This is a genomic window from Modicisalibacter ilicicola DSM 19980 (genome assembly GCF_900128925.1).
Taxonomy (GTDB): domain Bacteria; phylum Pseudomonadota; class Gammaproteobacteria; order Pseudomonadales; family Halomonadaceae; genus Modicisalibacter; species Modicisalibacter ilicicola.
The window spans coordinates 39,536-55,698 of record NZ_FQUJ01000015.1 but is presented as its reverse complement, the minus strand read 5'-3'; the positions used below and the strand labels follow the sequence as shown (position 1 = coordinate 55,698).

The window sequence follows — 16,163 nt, the reverse complement described above, 5'->3', positions numbered from 1 at the left end:
GTTGTCGGGCCGACGGCATCATGGTTTCAGCATCTCATCTAACATTCGCTGGCTCTCGGTAAGTGACTCGGGGTGAGGAGTCGGTTGGGAGCGGCGAGCGCGATCATGCCGGTGCTCACGTTCGATGCGAGCATGAATGCGATGAGCCAGATCCGGCAGGTCATGCCGGCGGATAGCCTGGTCATAGATCGGCAGCATATCGCTTTTCCAGGCCATGAGCTCACGCAGGGCACCCCGCAGGCTCTGCAGTTCCTCGGCTGAGCGGGCACGCTGGTGGATGTCGTTGAGCGCCTGTGTCACGAACCAGTGACGGACCTGATGACAACGCAGCTGCAGTCCTGCGGCGTCGAGCGCCGGCGTCCAATAGTTGCGGCGGAAGTGGTCCGGGCTCAGAGATGTGCCGTGGCGAGTCAGAAACAGCGGAAGGTGATGCAGAGTTTCCACAGGCAGTTCAGCGAGTTCCGTAAGCCCGCACCCTCGGGGATCTAGCCGAGCACGCTGCTCGTCCACATATCGTCGCAAGACCTTGACCGTGCGGTCGGTAATGAAAAGCCGTTTCACTCGGCGTCCATGACTTCCCTTGCTGATCGACAGCATCTCGCGCATAAAACCGCTCTGTACCCAGTCCGCCACGCTGAGTTGACACGCCTCATGGACACGACAGCCGGTATCAAAGAGGATACGTACCAGGCCAGTTTCGCGTAGTGTCCACCCCCACTGCTCACCAGCTGACATGACCCTGTTCATCAGGGCCGGTTCATCCAGGATCTCGGGCAACCATTGATTTCCTTTCAGCCGGAAGTAACTGGCGGAAAGACGCATCTCTCGAACGCCGTCCACGCCACTGTCGGCCGGCATGGGCATTCGACCGTGGGCATCGACAAACGCTTGGAGTTGCCGGCGGCGCTCCTCCTCAATGTAACGGCGGGCACCGTCGGCATCCATAGGATTGCCATGGCGATAGCGACCGTGCTCATGCAGTACCGTGTAGAACGATCTCAACGCCGCCAGAAGCCGTTCCAGGCGCCGGCCAGTCTGCCAAGTCGGTTCGATTCGACGGGTTTCGAATCCACCGCGATCTCGACCCAACGCCACGATGCACTTCATTTCCGAAGCGAGGAAGAAAGCCAACAGTGCGCGCACCTGAGCAGGTGGCCCCAGCAACTGCCAACCCTGTCGAATCACGACGGGATGATCTGTCGCCCATGAAGCAAAGGAGACAACTTCCCTCGTGTAGGCTCTTGCAGTCAGCGATGCATGGTGACGCACGGATAGGCAGGCATAGAGGGTCAGCTCTGGGTGCGGTAACCCATCGCGATCCACCACATGAAAGGGAAAGGCCCCTTCGGCACGCAGGACCCGATAAACCGGCATGAGAGGTTACCTCCCAGGGCAAGACACACTGATGCTACCTGCACGTGTCCGATGACTGTGCTACAGCATCATCAGTGAACAAGAGTATGCTCTGTAGTATAGGGCCAAACTTGCCAATCGAATTGCCAAAAAGCAGGCAGCCTATGAAGGCGTCTGCGTACTAGCGCCCGATTCCGCGATAACGCGTCACATACTGGAACGTACCCCCACGACTGATTTATGGGGCGTGGCCAGTCGTACCGGTATGAAGCTCGACAACCTGGGCATCCGCTCTGCCTGGGACTTGCGCAACGCTGATCCAAAGCGGCTTCGACGCCAGTTTTCTGTTGTCATGGAGCGCACCGTATGGGAGCTGCGTGGTGTCGATTGCATTGAGATCGACGAGATGAGCAAGCCGAAAGACAACATCATGACCAGTCGCTCGTTTGGACGGCTCACCGGCGACCGAGCAGATCTGCGTGAGGCCGTGCGCGTGCATGCCAGCCGTGGTGCCGAGAAGCTGCGTCGTCAGGGGTCGGTTGCGCGGGCGCTGATGGTCTTTCTCAAGACGAATTGTCACCGCCTCGAGCTGCATCAGTACAATCCCAGCCTGGTCGTGCCGCTACCGCGTGCGAGTGACGACAGTCGGATCATCGTCGGCACCGCTCAGCGCGCGCTTGATTGTCTCTATCGTCCCGGGTACGCGTTCATGAAGTGCGGCGTCATGATGCTCGATTTGGCGGACAAAAAGACCCTACAGCACGACTTGTTCGATGCGAAGCAGGGTAATGCTGACCGCGAGCGCAGTGAAAAGCTGATGAGTGTGGTGGATCGTATCAATCGCGAGCATGGTCGCAATGCGATAAGCATCGGCAAGCCCCGAAAGAATGCTGCCTGGGCGTTGAGGTGCCAGCACCGTACGCCACGATACACAACCAGCTGGGAAGAATTGCCGGTTGTGCGGATGCGGTGAGGCGAATCCCTTCGAATCTCGTAGACGCTTTTAGCTCTTGTACTGATGTCACCAAGGAGGTTCCATTTGTTGCAATGACAACGGAATCCCGAACGTGTCTGCTGGGCAAAACCACTGCTGATATGACGACAGCTGTTCTTCGAGGATGCTAGTCGAAGGGCAAATGTCGCCTTCAATAGCTTGATAAACGATCAGTGGCTTGCACAACTGATAGCATCTTGGGAAAAGAGGGTGCGTGATGCCGGGGCGCTGAGCGGGTCTGCGTGGGGTGGTGAGTCAGGTCAAGCGGTACGTGTATCACCGTGGTTTGCCGAGCCAGGCGTTACTGCTCATGCTGTAGTAAACCTTCGTCAGGAGAAGTCGTACATGTGCGGACGTTTTGCGCTTTACAGCGCCTATCCCAAGTTCGCAACCAAGGCGGGTGCGCCGACCATCAGTGAAGAGCTGACACCGCGCTACAACGTACCGCCTGGCACGTGGATCACAGCGATACGCCGGCTCTCGGAAGATGAGCCGCCGCACGTGGAGGAACTGTGGTGGGGCTACAAACCCAGATGGGCAAAAGGCAAGGCGAGCCAGCCGATCAACGCTCGGGCCGAAACGGTAGCCACCTCTGGCTATTTCAAGGCAGCGTTTCAAAAGCACCGCTGCCTAATTCCTGCCGATGGCTGGTATGAATGGGACAAGACCACTACACCCAAACAACCTCACTTTATCTGCCGTGAGGATCGCGAGCCGCTCTTCTTCGCAGGGATCTACACCGAGCGAGAGGATGGCTCACTGGGCTGTGCAATCATCACCGAGCCGGCCCGAGGCTCAGCCCACAAGGTGCACGATCGTATGCCACTGATCTTGGACGACGAGAGCTTAGAACCATGGCTTGACCCCGACCTGTCTGACCAGGAGACGCTACGCAACGTGGTGCATCATATCGATGCTGGGCTGATTACGCACTGGCCGGTCAGCACAAAGGTGAACAGGCCGAACGGGCCGGGGGATGAATCGCTGATCAATCCAGCGTAACGGCAAAGCAATAAGGTAGTTATGAGGCGGCGTATAGTGACAAAGCTGGATTTTAGCTGAGGCTCAAGGAAAGAGGTGGGATTGCCGATAGATAGCGGAAAGAAAGGCTGCTCACGACCCAGAGCGGCCATTGCGGAAAATGCAGCGGACACGTGATTTTTGTTATAAAGCTGAATTTTTTATGATTCCTAAGAATCAAAGGCTTGCGATAACGTAGTCAAGATACCTTTGCTGGATTAACGTTCCGGAACCTTAATCCAATCATAAGGCCAGTAGTCTAATAATTATTATGCGCTAGGGTTACTATGAAGCATAGAGATATACAGCCAGCACATGAAAAGTCAGTTCTGGATAGCTTTGGGGGCTACCTCCTTGCACAAGGAATAAATCTCACGGTTATCGACCGACCTGATCCACCTGATGCCATTGTAAATTTGGATGGAAAGCGAAGTTGGATCGAAATTACGGATGCTTTTCAAAGTGCGGATTGGGCTAAAAGCATTACGTCGTATGCTGCTGAAGATAAGACGCATGTTTCGTACAAGAGAGGTCTAATAACTGAGCCTGACCAACAAGCCTGTTCACAGGTCAAAGAAGTGATTTTGAAGAAGTATCGCAAAGGAACCATGAAGCAGTTGATGCAATCTTATGGCCAAGGGATATTGCTGGTAGGTTCTTATACGCCGTTAACAATGCCTGAAGAAATCATTGATCAGGCAGGCGTATCTATAAATACAGAGCTCTCGCAAGAGTCATCAATTTTTAGTTCTATTTATCTATACAGGAATTCAGAGAGTGGACATGTGTTTTCACAGCTCCTTTGAAATCAAAAAGCTCGTGGCAAGGCCAAGTAGCATCGTCCTATCGGGGCTAGAGCTCACTACGCTCGGGTGCTGTCGGCGGTGTTAATGAGGGAATTACGAGATTTCGCTCTTGGCCAGCTGAGGAATGTTAGTCAACACTGATGAATGAAATTTCGACGGCTGACGATACACACCAGCAGGTCGTGCCAGAAACAGCGAGCAGTGCTTATTTTCGATCATTCGCTATATCAGCGAGCAAAACGGGCCGCCGATTAAAAACATTTTATCTTCCGAATAAAGCCTAGTGAAAACCGTTTATAAAAAGCGCTTCCGTGGGTAACGTTATACATGTCGGCTGAATTTCTGAAAAGAATGGGATGTTGTACTGAGGTGAGATCGTGGCAATTTTTGACATAGAGAAAGACGAATTACTCCCGCTGTCAGATACCCAGCTGGAAGAGTTGATTGCTCGCCTCGCCGAGGCCGAAGTAGCAGCGCATGGCCATAGCCCTGCATGGGTGAACTGGTCAGGTTCAATCAATGCTCCTGACGAAGGAATTGATATCCACGTTCAGGTTCCAGTCGATACATTAAGCACCGGATTTATTGAAAAGCCTGATACGGTTATTCAGGCTAAGAAACACCCGATGCCAAAAGGCGCGATCACGCAGGAAATGGTCATAGACGGCGAACTGTCGGCGACTATCTCAGAGCAGGCTTCGAAGGGGGGTGGCTACATTATCGTTAGCTTGGCTGATGATTGTTCGCCTCCGAACAAGGAGAAGCGTCTTCAGGCAATGCGAGAAGCTGTGAAGGATGATCCCAACAGCAGAAATATTCACCTAGACTTCTATGACCGCTCGAAGCTGACTCAATGGCTACGTCAGCATCCGTCGATTATGCTGTGGACAAAAGGAAAGCTTGGTCAGGGATACTCAGGTTGGCAGCCATACGGGGCTTGGAGCAATCCACCTCAAGATGTCGAGGATACATTGATTTCGGCCCCAGGCGTGACGGTCATGCTGCCATCAGGGAAGGGCCAGAAGCTCAGTATTGAAGATGCCATTGAACCAATGCGTGGCCTCATAAGGTCTACGCTCAAGGCCATTCGTATAACGGGTTTATCCGGCGTCGGGAAGACCAGAATTGTGCAGGCACTCTTTGATGAAACGGTCGGCAAAAATGCTCTCGATCGGACTCTAGCTGTGTACGTCGATACTGGTGCTGAGCCGGATCCTTCGGCAGCAGCGATGCTGGACAGACTTATCGCTGAGGGCCGACGTGCCGTCATGATCCTCGATAATTGTCCGTCAGAACTTCACTCTTCATTGGCCAGAAAAGTATCAGCTGCAGGCAGTGAGGTAAGCCTCATAACCGTTGAGTATGACATCAGGGATGACAAACCTCAGACAACTGAGGTAATCCACATTGAAGCAGTTGGGCCGGAGGTGGCCGAGCAGCTTCTGATCCGTCGGTTCCCCGGGATTGGCCAGCACAACGCTCGCCGGATAGCAGAGTTCGCTGATGGGAACGCAAGGGTTTCCCTAGCAATCGCCGAGAGAGTGGAGGTAGGTGAGAGTTTGGCTCAGCTTTCTGATGCGCAGTTGTTTAACCGCTTGTTTGAGCAGCGTAATTATCCGGACGAAGATCTGCGGGAACAGGCTGAAATACTGTCTCTGGTTTATTCGTTCTCGGTCTCAAACCCTGAGGACAGTTATAGCGAGTTAGAAGTTCTAGGATCGATCTTGGGGCATTCCCATAGCCAATTGTTTCGATCAGTCAAGAAACTATTGGACCGTCATATTGTGCAGAAGAGGGCACATTGGAGAGCCATCCTGCCCCATGCCATTGCGAACAAGCTGGCTGCCTCGGCACTTGATGGTGTCCCGGTTGATCAACTCAGGGCGACCTTTGAAGCCTCCGGTCGTCAACGCTTACTATTGTCGTTCGCACACAGACTGGGGCTATTGCACGATAACCCCGTGGCGAAAGAGATCGTTGAAGCTTGGCTCCAGCCAGATGGGCTGCTGGGGCGGATATTAGCGCTGGAGGGAATGCCAGTACGAATGCTGGGCTATATCGGCCCGGTCGCGCCTGAAGCACTGCTTGACAGGATTGAAGCAGAGCTTGCCGCGCCTGATTTTGGTGGTATGGGGCCGCTTCACAATCCACAGCGGACAACCATTCTCAATCTTTTGCAGTTGTTGTCATACGAATCGGGCGCCTTCGACCGCTGCATCCGGCTACTAATCCGCGTGTCAGACTACGAAGATGAGAACAACAAATACGACGCGGTTCGAGATAAGATTACGAAGTTTTTCCAGGCATACTTGTCGGGCACACATGCCTCTCTAAATCAGCGCATCGGGATTATGAATGAATGCCTTTCTTCAGATGTGGCTGGGCGTAGGTCGCTGGGTTTTAGGATGCTCTCGACTGCCTTGGGTGGGCCGCCGTGGACAGGATTTGGGATGAATGAGTTTGGTGCTCGCCCAAGAGACTTCGGTTTCCAACCCAACCACGATGAACTTGTGGAGTGGCGCTGCGCCTTTATCAACGTTGCGGTGCGATTGGGGACCTCTGGCGATCCTGGTCTTGAAGGGCCTGCACGGTTGACCCTTGCGAACGGATTTCGAGGGATGTGGCATCACAAAGCAATGAGAGAGAAACTCGTCGATGCGGCTCGCAAGCTACATGATTATCACCCTTGGGGCGAAGGTTGGAAAGCAGTCCGGTCAACGATTTATTTCAACCATACCAAGCGCAAAGACAAGGATGATTTCGAGCCGCTGCCAGATAACCTTGCCGCATTGGAAAGGGAGTTGGAGCCCGAGGGCTTGGTTCCGGAAATATTGACATACGTGCTAAGCAAGGAGCAGGACTATTGGGCGCTAGACGTCGATTTTGATCATAAGGACAGCAACAAGTATCACGAAGTTGAAAAGCGACTTGAAACCAAGGCGCTTCGATTAGGTGAGGGCTTCGCAGCATCAGACCATGAGCTCGACGAGTTGGGTCCCAACCTTTTCTCCAACGACTGGATGCCATATTGTACTGCATTTGGAAGAGGGTTGGCGAAGGGGGCACATGACTTGCGAGTTGGTTGGCGGCAACTCTTCGATCAACTTGAACATAAGCCTGAATCCAACAAGAACTTCGCAGTCTTTGCCGGTTTTATCGAAGAGGTAGACTCTGTTGATCGGGCACTAGCACAAGGGTTACTCGACCAGTGCGCACAGCACCCTGAACTTCGACATGTACTGGTCGGCTTGCACCCAAGGCGGGAGTTCACAGAAACCGACTTAGATCGCTGCATGTCGCTTCTGGATGATTCTGACACACGTCCGTGGATGTATGGTCCAATTTTATGGCGTGACGGGTATGCTAATCTGTCCAGTGACCGTGTTCTCTATCTTGCTCAGCAGCTGCTGAGTATACCGAACGGCGATGATGTGGTTTTGGATGCTCTAAGCATGAAGCTACATGGCAAAGATTACGCTGTAGATATACTTGGTTCCGACCTTCGACTGGTCGGTCTAAGAGCAGCGATCCAGAGACTCCAAAAAGATGACAGGGATACTGGCGGATCCATAGATTATAACATGGAGCGCGTCATCAGTGTCGCGTTGCGCTTTGACGACAACGATGCCGAAAAGCTGAAGTGGCTGGAAACTATCTTTACTGTTATTGATGAGCGGTATGGCTTCATTCATGCGTTCGAAAGTGCTATCGAGACGACTATCGCTTTGATGCCAGAGGCGTTTCTCAATCGCGTTTTTAAAGGCACTGAAAAAGAACAACATCGACGGCTGTTCTTTATTCACCATGGTAGCTTGCGTCGCTCTCCTCTCGCCAAAATCGATATGGACGTTTTGATTGGGTGGTGTCGTTCCAGAAACGATACTAGCGTGTGGGCACCTGTCGCGGCGGGTATCAGTCTTTGGTCAAAGGATGGGGATCAGGGGGCAGTTAAGATATCGGAGTCAGCGATCAGGTTACTGGAAGCTTCTCCTGAGCCAGAAGCCGTTCTGGAGGCATTCGCCGAGCGCGTCACACCTTCATCATGCTCTGGTAGTCGATCTAACGTGATGCAACCTAGAGCGGATGCCATTAGTGTGTTCGTTGAGCATGAGAGCGAGGAGATCGCTGTGGCTGCTAAATCGGTGTCTGAAAAACTGGTTGAGTGGATCGATCATGAGAGAGTGCGTGAACAGCGGGAGGACGAGGAGCGCGAACAGCGGTTTGAATGAAAGTAACGCTACTGACGATACAGGAACTTCGTAATGAAGCATCTGTCGACCGAGAACATGCTCTGACAGGTCATCGTCATGCTACAAGACTTTGCTCAAGCCTATCGTCGTTCGCTTGCCGTCAAATGGGTCAAGGACGGCATGAGTCAGCAGGAAGTCGCCCAGCGCCTGGAGGTCACTCAAGGAGCTATCAGTCAATGGATCGCCCGGGACCGAGAAGGCGGTGAAGACGCGCTCAAGGCACAGCCGCGATCCGGTCGGCCGCCACGTCTTCCTCCCGACAAGATGGCCAAGGTGTTGGTAGCGCTCGAAGCCTTGGGACCAGAAGGTTTCGGCTATGACGATCAGCGCTGGACAACGCAGCGCATTGCCGATGCCATCGCGCGGCTGACCGACGTTCACTACAGCACCTCGTCGATCAGCGACCTGTTCAGGCAATGGGGCTGGTCCTGGCAAGTGCCCAAGCGCCAGGATAGTCGGCGTGACGAGGCCACCATCGACCACTGGCGAGAACAGCTCTGGCCAGAATTAAAAAAAAGAAGCCGAGGCGCAGAATGAAACGCTGATCTTCGTCGATGAGTCGAGCTTCCATCTCTGCACGCATCATCTGAAGACCTTTGCGCCTATAGGGCAAACGCCGGTCGTCAAAGGCAAGCGAGGGCAGTCGCCGCGCCACCTGGTCATCGGTGCCGTCTCGAGCGAAGGACGTAGCTATTTTCACTGGACCTCGGACACGGTCACCGGCGCAAGCATCGTCGCTTTTCTGAAGACGCTACTGCGTTATTGGCCAGGCAAGCTTCGTATCATCTGGGACAACGCCCCGGTCCATCGCTGTCAGGCTGTGCGCGATCTGCTGCGCCATCCGGAGGTACAAGGCCGGTTGCGCCTGGAAGCGCTTCCTCCGTATGCGCCCGAGTTGAATCCGGCCGAGGCGGTATGGAGTTGGTTGAAGCGACGCTGTGCCAATCGGGCGTTTTCGACGGCTCTGGCTTTGGGTGAGTGGCTACGTTATGCCACCCAATGGCTGAAGCGTCGCCGTGAGCAGGTCAAGCAACTCTTGCGTGCCTCGCCTATTCATTAGCTTTTTTATGGAAGGTCAGTAGCTCTGCTTATGCGGCTTTGGCAATGAGCTCCCGTGCCCGTGGCGCATTAGGCCGTGCAACGGGCCGGTGGCTTCGGGCGTTGCTTGCGGCAGGGCCCGGAAAGTAGAGTCGGTCACGACACAGCCGCTTGTACTGATCAAGATCCTGGCCGTGATCGATCAATAGGATACACCGCCCTTCTAATTTCCTGGCATACATCGGAAGCCTTCATTGCTCCCGGGCCAGGGCCTGGCGGTTAAGCCGTGGGCCGGACAGGTCTTTCCTCCAAGCGTCATGAAAGCCATAGCTAGGTTCGAGATAAGGGGTAAATTTCTGACCCCATGCCGAAAAGCCAAGAAATTCAAGCTTCTTGCCAAGGAGCGCGGTCATGGATAAATATTTGGAAATGCTTGTCGTTGCATCGCCCGTTATTGTCGTGTCTGCCATGCTGCTGGTGGCTGCTCTCTGGCTGCGCCGCAAACGTAAGCATAAACCGTAGTGCTTTCTTGAGTCTGGGATCTAAGTGGTCGATTCCCCTCGGCTCAAACGGTTCGCTTTGCCGCCAGTGACGGTAAAAAGAGCTCTCGGGAACCGGTAAACTATGCGCTTCGACGAAGCGAGGATGGCCTGACAACCAAAACCCATCTAGGTGTGCGGTCCCGAAGAGTAATGGTTCGGGTCGTAATGAAATCTCTCGGGTTCTTTATGCCACTGCTCAAGGATAAATCCTATCGGTGTCTTGCCCTTGAGCGCCCTGAGTGGCCGGGCACTGTTATAGGCCCATAGGTAATCATCCAGGTGGGACTGGAGCTGATCCAGCGAGGTGTAATGGAACGTCCGAGTCGTTGCCTTCTTGATGGCGCGGTTCATTCGTTCCACTTGCCCGTTGGTCCAGGGATGGAAGGGCTTCGTCAGGCGATGCTCGATGCCGTGGCGGTAACAGACAACATCGAAGATATGCGGCTTGTAGGTCTCTGTTCCGGCCTTCTTCGCGAACTGTACCCCGTTGTCCGTCAACACCGTATGGGCGCGGTAAGGCAGGGCCTGCAGCGTGTCTTCGAGGAAATCAGCGGCGACTTGCCTCGTCATCTTCCGGTATAGCTGGGCATGAACGAACTTGGAGGTGCGATCCACGGCGACGAACAGGTAGGCCTTGCCCTCTCCGGTACGGATTTCACTGATATCGATGTGCAGGTAGCCCATCGGGTAACGCTTGAAACGCTTCTTCTCACGATTCTGGTTGCCAGCCTTGGGTAGCTGACTGATGCCGTGCCGCTGATAAAGGCGGGATTGGGTAAGCGAAGGGATCTCTCGCTGAAGCGCATGAAGTCAGTCATCGAGAGGCAGCAGGGTCTTTTACCGGAAGGTAACAGCTGCGGCTTCCTCCAGAGGCGTCAGCGACGTGGAACGAGCCGCCTTGGGCCCCATGCGAGTATCCTCGACGCTATCCCGACTGCGCCACTTGCGCACAGTTTTTGGATTGATGCCGTAGCGACGGCTCAACGTCGCGACCGAATCCGTCGATCGCTGTATTTCTGCTCGGATGGCGTGCGTGGTCATGGCGCGTTGATGAAGAATCTGAGCCATGGGTCATCCTCCGATAGTGGCTCGTAAGATAGACCATTACTCTTCGGGACCGCACACGTAGTGGAGTCCTACCGCTGCCTTGGGGCAACGGCGCTGCCAATAACGCAGTACTGGCATTGTCATAGTGAAGGCAACTTGCTGAGGGCCTTCTCTACCGCTCGGTGGTGCCCCAACAGACGAAAGCTGCGGTCCTTGACTTCGCGGTATTCTCTTTTCACGTGATCCAGAAGGTGTGGCATTTCATCAACGAGTTGCTTGTAGCGCTCTGTCTCTCCCGTCGACGTCAGAAAATCTAGACGGATTCTTTCCAAGATTTCGTTCAAGCGCTGATATGCATCCACCTCAGCCGTGGATGGCATAGAGGACTGAGCATGTTCCGGCGGCGCTTGCGCCGCTTGCTGTCCGGGCTTCAGGCTAGTCTTGAACCCGTTGTCAATGAGCTTCAGTTGCAAATGCTCCGGCATGGGAAGTCGATGATAGACCTGTCCCCGCTTGCGGCTCTCATTAGCTTTCACTAACCAACCCGACTTCAGCATACGGCGAATCTGCTCATACACATACCGGCGAACATCACTGAGCGGATAGGAGACGCCCTCAAGTCGTAAGGCATAAGCGTCCCGCATTTCACGAGTAGTGAACTGAGCAAATCTTTCTTCCTGTAATAGCTCATATATCCACTTATCGAGAGTGAACGAGGTAGGTTTCATAGGAAGTCCGAGGAGAAAAGAGAAATTCCGCGGATTATAATCCGTGGTTCGCGTATGCGTAAACACACGATAGTGCTGTCTCAAGTGGAATCGAGGCAGCTATGGAACAGTTGGCGAAAGCGCTAGGGAAACGGATTCGGGCCCTGAGAAAGGCCTATGGGCTGTCTCAGGATGCTCTGGCTCTGGCCAGCCATATCGACCGCAGCTATATGGGCCGCATTGAGCGCGGTGAGGTCAATATCACGGTCGACAAGCTGTACCGCATCGCCCGCGTGCTAGGGTGCGACCCTGCTTCTCTCCTGCCTCCGGCAACGAAGATCCAAGTCAACTAGCGGGACGAGCTACTTACCATCAAGAACTCCTGTCTGTAGCTTCTGAACAGCACCGGGATTCCCGAGAGGCTCCAAACTGAATCGTCCCGAGTTTCGTAGTCACCTCCAGATCTTATACTGAAGGCACCCAGGAGGTCCTATGAGCCGTCAACGGAACACCGAAAAATTTAAGGTCGAAGCTATCAAGCAAATGACAGAACGTGGCCGCCCCGTCGCTGATGTTCTCGATGCTGAGGCTGTGCGACATCGCTCGCTGCGAGGCGCCGGCGCTATCTGGCTCGCGGCCCGTGGATCTGCTCGGCACTTCTAGAGGGTGGCAGTCGATACGCGAGGTATTGGAAAAAATCGAATGCGGCGAATTCTCATGACGTTCAATAGCACATAACTTAGGAGTATCTGATAGTTGTCTTCTCCGATCATGACATCCAGATCCTAGTTGATGATCTCAATGATCATGCCTCTTAGTTGCAAGAGAGCGGCTTACGGCTAGAAGCTGTGGATCCTAATGCTTCTCGTGCCATGCTCGCTATTGCGCATGAACTCTGGGCAATGCAAAAGACGTTGGGTGATGGTCGACTCACGCTGCGTCAAGCACCACGCGAAGAAGGTGAGCCGAACGTCAAAGTGCCCCATACATCAACAGGAACGCCTTATGTTCGGATTCGAGACATCCCGGAATTGTTTCAGGATGACTTCATGCGCTATCTACGTGGCGCAGCCATGCCTGTAGTTGTGGTGAGACGGAGCCAGTAGCTTTCGAAGTTGATTGGCTGGACTGATTTCACGATCGCCGACCTGACCGCAGCCGCGGAAGTGCTCCGTGATTTTCATGCAGCCACCTACTATCTCAACACACAGCAAGAAGACCTTACTTGATCATCGGCTATGCCCGCGTCAGCACACAGTACCAGAACCCCGAGCTGCAGTGTGATGTGATGCCCTCGATGAGGCTGGCTGTGAGCAGGTCTTCGAGGAGCGTGTCACCGGCACCAAGCTAGAGCGCCCCGAGCTGCAGGCCTGCCTGCGCGCCCTGCGTGACGGCGACACCCTAGTGGTGAGGGCTACGTCGGCGACGAAGCGCCGCGGCCATTGACGCGACGGTAGCGGCACACCTTGCACTGCGAGACGCTGCTCCCAGGCCAGCAGTGACGCCACCAGTCGCTGCTCTGCGGCATACTCGCTCAGCGCCAATTGCCGGGACGAGGCATGTAACATATGGCTCAGCCAGTAGGCCTGCGTCGAGGTCAGTTCGTTCATGGCGTCCTCCAATGATCAGAGGTCACCAGTGTGGCCGACGCTAGTCAGTTCGAGAAGGTAGGGTTGCTGGAGCACTTATGCAAATTAGGAAACATCGGTTGCGGAAAGCATCTGAAAGATGAACATGGATACTATTTTATCTTAATCATCGACAGATACAGACGTAGATTAAAAGGTATAGACATAGGGGGGTGATAAAAAATGACCTTGTTCACACCCCTAGCCATAGGTAGACACCTTTCTCTTTACCATCATCAGTTTGAAAACCAGGGCACCCCATCATCCATGAGCGATGCGCCGCCGTCCTCGCCGCTCAACGGCATTCGACCTGCCAGTTTTTCACGGTTGCCAGATCATACACAAATGCTCCGATCGACGCCCGCCGCGAATTTAAGGGTCGTTTTAACTTTCGGGCGTAGCCTGCTCATCGAGGACCCAACCAAGGAGGCTACCTCATGACACACAGCAAACTGATCGGCTTCATGACTACCGTGGTCGGCACCGGCGCCCTGCTCTCCGCAGGCTGGCTGTTCGCGGCGAACGACACACCCCAGGCATCGAGCAGCGAGCAGTCATCGATGGCTGCCGATGCCGGCATCGACATGACAACCCTGGTACAGCGCGTCGAACGAGAGCAGGGTGGCCGCGTGGTGGAGGTCGAGCGCGAAGACGGCTATTACGAGGTCAAGCTTGTCGACGACGAGGGACGCACCCGCGAACTCTACTTCGACGAGCGTGGCGAACGCCGGGAGGACGATGACGACGACTGATCCTCGTCGAGGATAGTCCGTGAGTGTGCGGGCAACGACACGGTCACGGCGAGGCCGCCGAGACGCCCTTTCGGGACGATGTCGAGGCGGCCTTCGTACTGCTCGACGATATCGGAGACGATGGCCAGCCCGAGCCCGCTGCCCGGTGCGGATTCGTCCAGCCGCAGGCCACGCCGCGTCAGAAGTCCGGCCTGAGCCGGCGATACCCCGGGGCCATCGTCCTCGATGCGGATACGCACCGTCTCTCCGGTGCCGACGGTGATCGCCACCCGCGATGTCGCCCACTTGAAGGCGTTGTCCAGCACTATGCCCAGCAGTTCCAGCACGTCCTCGCGATCCCCGGCCACCCGGATGTCGGTCGGCACATCGCGTTCCACGACGATCTGCTTGTCCCGATAGATGCGGCCGAGAGTGTCGAGCAGATCGTCGACTCCCCGGGCCAGCGCCATCCCCCTGCCCGGCGCACTCCCGCCCGCCAGCCGGGCACGTCGCAGCTGGGCATCGACGAGACGCTGAATCCGTTCCAGTTGAGCGCGATGGCGACCGACCAGCGACGGGGAATCCCGTAGCTCGGGCTCCCCCTCGAGGGTGCCCAGCGCCGTGAGAGGTGTCTTCAGGCTGTGGGCGAGATCGCCCAGCGCCCGGCGCGAACGGCTCAGGCGGTGGCTGAGCACTCCCAGTAGACGATCGATCGCCTCCACCAGGGGCACGACCTCCTCGGGCACCCCCTGCGTCGACAGCTTCTCCAGTTCGCCGTGGATGAGCCGTTCGGTGTCGACCTGCAGGCGCATCAGGGGGGCGAAGAGGCCCTGCAGGATACGCCGCTGGAGCCATAGCAACGCCCCCAGGGTGAGGATGCCCAGAACGGCAAGCGCGATATAGACCCGCGCCAGGGTCGTGCGCAATTCCGTCATGTCTTCTGCCACGCCCACGATCGTCACAGCGTCGCCGGCCCGCACGCCACTCGCCAGCACCAGCAGTGGCTGGCCCTGGGGCCCTGCCTGCTCGCTCCGCCACTGCTCACCGGCCTCCAGGGACGGCAGCGCCAGACGCGTATCCCACAGGGAGCGCGAACGAATCACCTCGCCATCGTTACGCTCGACCTGGAAATAATGGCCGGAATAGGGTTGCCGATAGACCCGGGGCAGGGCCTGTTCGAGAGTATCGGGCGCCGAGAGCGAGGCGATCAGGGTGTCGCGATCGTGCTCCATCCGGGTTACCACGAAGGTCTCGGTCACCTGCGCCAGGGCGAACGTCAATGCCATGCCGGCGAGGGCCAGCACGGCGGCGAGGGAGAGTGCCAGGAACCAGGAGAGACGGGCACGCAGGCGTGGAGCGCCGGTCATCGCTCGTCGTCGCCTCGCCCCGCACCGTCGAAGAGATACCCCTGGCCGCGCCGGGTACGGATATAGCGGCTGCCCAGCTTGTGGCGCAGGCGATTGATATAGACCTCCACCACGTTGCTGTCCGGGTCATGATCGTAGTCGTAGATATGCTCGGCGAGTCGGGTCTTGGAGAGGATCTGCCCGGCGTGAAGCATGAAATAGCGCATCAGCCGAAACTCGGTGCCAGTAAGCTCTACCACACTGTCGTCCGCCAGGTGCAGCCGCTGGCGCTCCTCGTCGAGAGTCAGCTCCCCACGACGCAGCACCCCGCCCGGCACCCCTTGCGCACGACGCACCAAGGCAGTGACTCGGGCGATCAGTTCCTCGGGATGAAACGGCTTGCCGACATAGTCGTCGGCCCCGGCCCTGAAGCCCTCGACGCGCTCATGCCAGGCGTCCCGAGCGGTCAGGACCAGCACCGGCACCGGATTGTCGGCATCGCGCCAGCGGCGCAGAAGCTCCAGTCCCGAGCCATCCGGCAGCCCCAGATCGAGCACGATTAGGTCGTAAGGCTCCTCGCTGCCGAGGTGGCCTGCATCCAGGGCGTTGTCGGCCAGATCCACCGCGAAGCCGGCGGCATTCAAGTCCCGCCGGAGCCCTCGCGCCACCTCGGCATCGTCCTCGACCACCAGAATGCGCAT

General features: G+C 56.0%; 13 protein-coding genes and 3 pseudogenes. 11 read left to right on the top strand and 5 right to left on the bottom strand.

The genetic code is table 11. From position 1 onward, the window contains the following. Positions 1-18: 18 nt before the first annotated feature. The gene (locus BUA41_RS15285; RefSeq protein ID WP_072824425.1) at positions 19-1,374 is read right to left on the bottom strand and encodes a site-specific integrase; all 1,356 of its coding nucleotides are present in this window, start codon (positions 1,372-1,374) and stop codon (positions 19-21) included. A 244-nt stretch (positions 1,375-1,618) separates the two neighbouring features. Between BUA41_RS15285 and BUA41_RS15280 the strand changes: the two genes are divergently transcribed. The 7 genes from BUA41_RS15280 (at position 1,619) to BUA41_RS19025 (ending at position 9,983) form a co-directional block, all read left to right on the top strand. Next, on the top strand, positions 1,619-2,326 hold the full coding sequence (locus BUA41_RS15280) for a DUF4113 domain-containing protein (RefSeq protein ID WP_072824422.1): 708 nt from the start codon (positions 1,619-1,621) through the stop codon (positions 2,324-2,326). 366 nt (positions 2,327-2,692) lie between these two features. Beyond that, on the top strand, positions 2,693-3,349 hold the full coding sequence (locus tag BUA41_RS15275) for an SOS response-associated peptidase (protein ID WP_072824420.1): 657 nt from the start codon (positions 2,693-2,695) through the stop codon (positions 3,347-3,349). A gap of 305 nt (positions 3,350-3,654) precedes the next feature. Beyond that, positions 3,655-4,173, top strand: a complete 519-nt coding sequence (locus BUA41_RS19030; RefSeq protein WP_139249147.1) for a hypothetical protein — start codon at positions 3,655-3,657, stop codon at positions 4,171-4,173. A 377-nt stretch (positions 4,174-4,550) separates the two neighbouring features. Next, complete coding sequence (locus BUA41_RS15270; RefSeq protein ID WP_072824418.1) at positions 4,551-8,402, top strand: hypothetical protein; 3,852 nt, start codon at positions 4,551-4,553, stop codon at positions 8,400-8,402. A 78-nt stretch (positions 8,403-8,480) separates the two neighbouring features. Next, entirely contained in the window at positions 8,481-8,960 is a 480-nt protein-coding gene (locus BUA41_RS15265; RefSeq protein ID WP_084671678.1) for an IS630 family transposase, read from the top strand. A gap of 4 nt (positions 8,961-8,964) precedes the next feature. Beyond that, positions 8,965-9,483 (top strand): IS630 family transposase, encoded by a 519-nt coding sequence (locus tag BUA41_RS19750; RefSeq protein WP_084671675.1) that lies wholly within the window; start codon positions 8,965-8,967, stop codon positions 9,481-9,483. Positions 9,484-9,872: 389 nt separating this feature from the next. After that, positions 9,873-9,983, top strand: a complete 111-nt coding sequence (locus BUA41_RS19025) for an LPXTG cell wall anchor domain-containing protein (RefSeq protein WP_139249146.1) — start codon at positions 9,873-9,875, stop codon at positions 9,981-9,983. Positions 9,984-10,129: 146 nt separating this feature from the next. Here the strand turns inward: BUA41_RS19025 and BUA41_RS15255 are convergent. Next, positions 10,130-11,071, bottom strand: a pseudogene (locus BUA41_RS15255) (IS481 family transposase). A gap of 119 nt (positions 11,072-11,190) precedes the next feature. Continuing rightward, entirely contained in the window at positions 11,191-11,778 is a 588-nt protein-coding gene (locus BUA41_RS15250) for a VspR family transcription factor (RefSeq protein WP_072824414.1), read from the bottom strand. Between the two features lie 101 nt (positions 11,779-11,879). Between BUA41_RS15250 and BUA41_RS15245 the strand changes: the two genes are divergently transcribed. The 4 genes and pseudogenes from BUA41_RS15245 (at position 11,880) to BUA41_RS15235 (ending at position 14,137) form a co-directional block, all read left to right on the top strand. Beyond that, positions 11,880-12,110, top strand: coding sequence for a helix-turn-helix domain-containing protein (locus BUA41_RS15245; protein WP_072824412.1), 231 nt, complete (start codon positions 11,880-11,882; stop codon positions 12,108-12,110). Between the two features lie 139 nt (positions 12,111-12,249). Then, positions 12,250-12,366 (top strand): annotated as a pseudogene (locus BUA41_RS19745) (IS3 family transposase); the annotation flags it as partial. A 738-nt stretch (positions 12,367-13,104) separates the two neighbouring features. Next, positions 13,105-13,203, top strand: a pseudogene (locus BUA41_RS19775) (hypothetical protein); the annotation flags it as partial. A 619-nt stretch (positions 13,204-13,822) separates the two neighbouring features. Beyond that, complete coding sequence (locus tag BUA41_RS15235) at positions 13,823-14,137, top strand: PepSY domain-containing protein (RefSeq protein WP_072824410.1); 315 nt, start codon at positions 13,823-13,825, stop codon at positions 14,135-14,137. Here the strand turns inward: BUA41_RS15235 and BUA41_RS15230 are convergent. Next, positions 14,089-15,483 (bottom strand): sensor histidine kinase, encoded by a 1,395-nt coding sequence (locus BUA41_RS15230; RefSeq protein ID WP_072824408.1) that lies wholly within the window; start codon positions 15,481-15,483, stop codon positions 14,089-14,091. The two genes, BUA41_RS15235 and BUA41_RS15230, sit on opposite strands and share 49 nt — an antisense overlap. Continuing rightward, positions 15,480-16,163 (bottom strand): response regulator transcription factor, encoded by a 684-nt coding sequence (locus tag BUA41_RS15225; RefSeq protein WP_072824406.1) that lies wholly within the window; start codon positions 16,161-16,163, stop codon positions 15,480-15,482. Before BUA41_RS15225 ends, BUA41_RS15230 begins: the two co-directional genes overlap by 4 nt.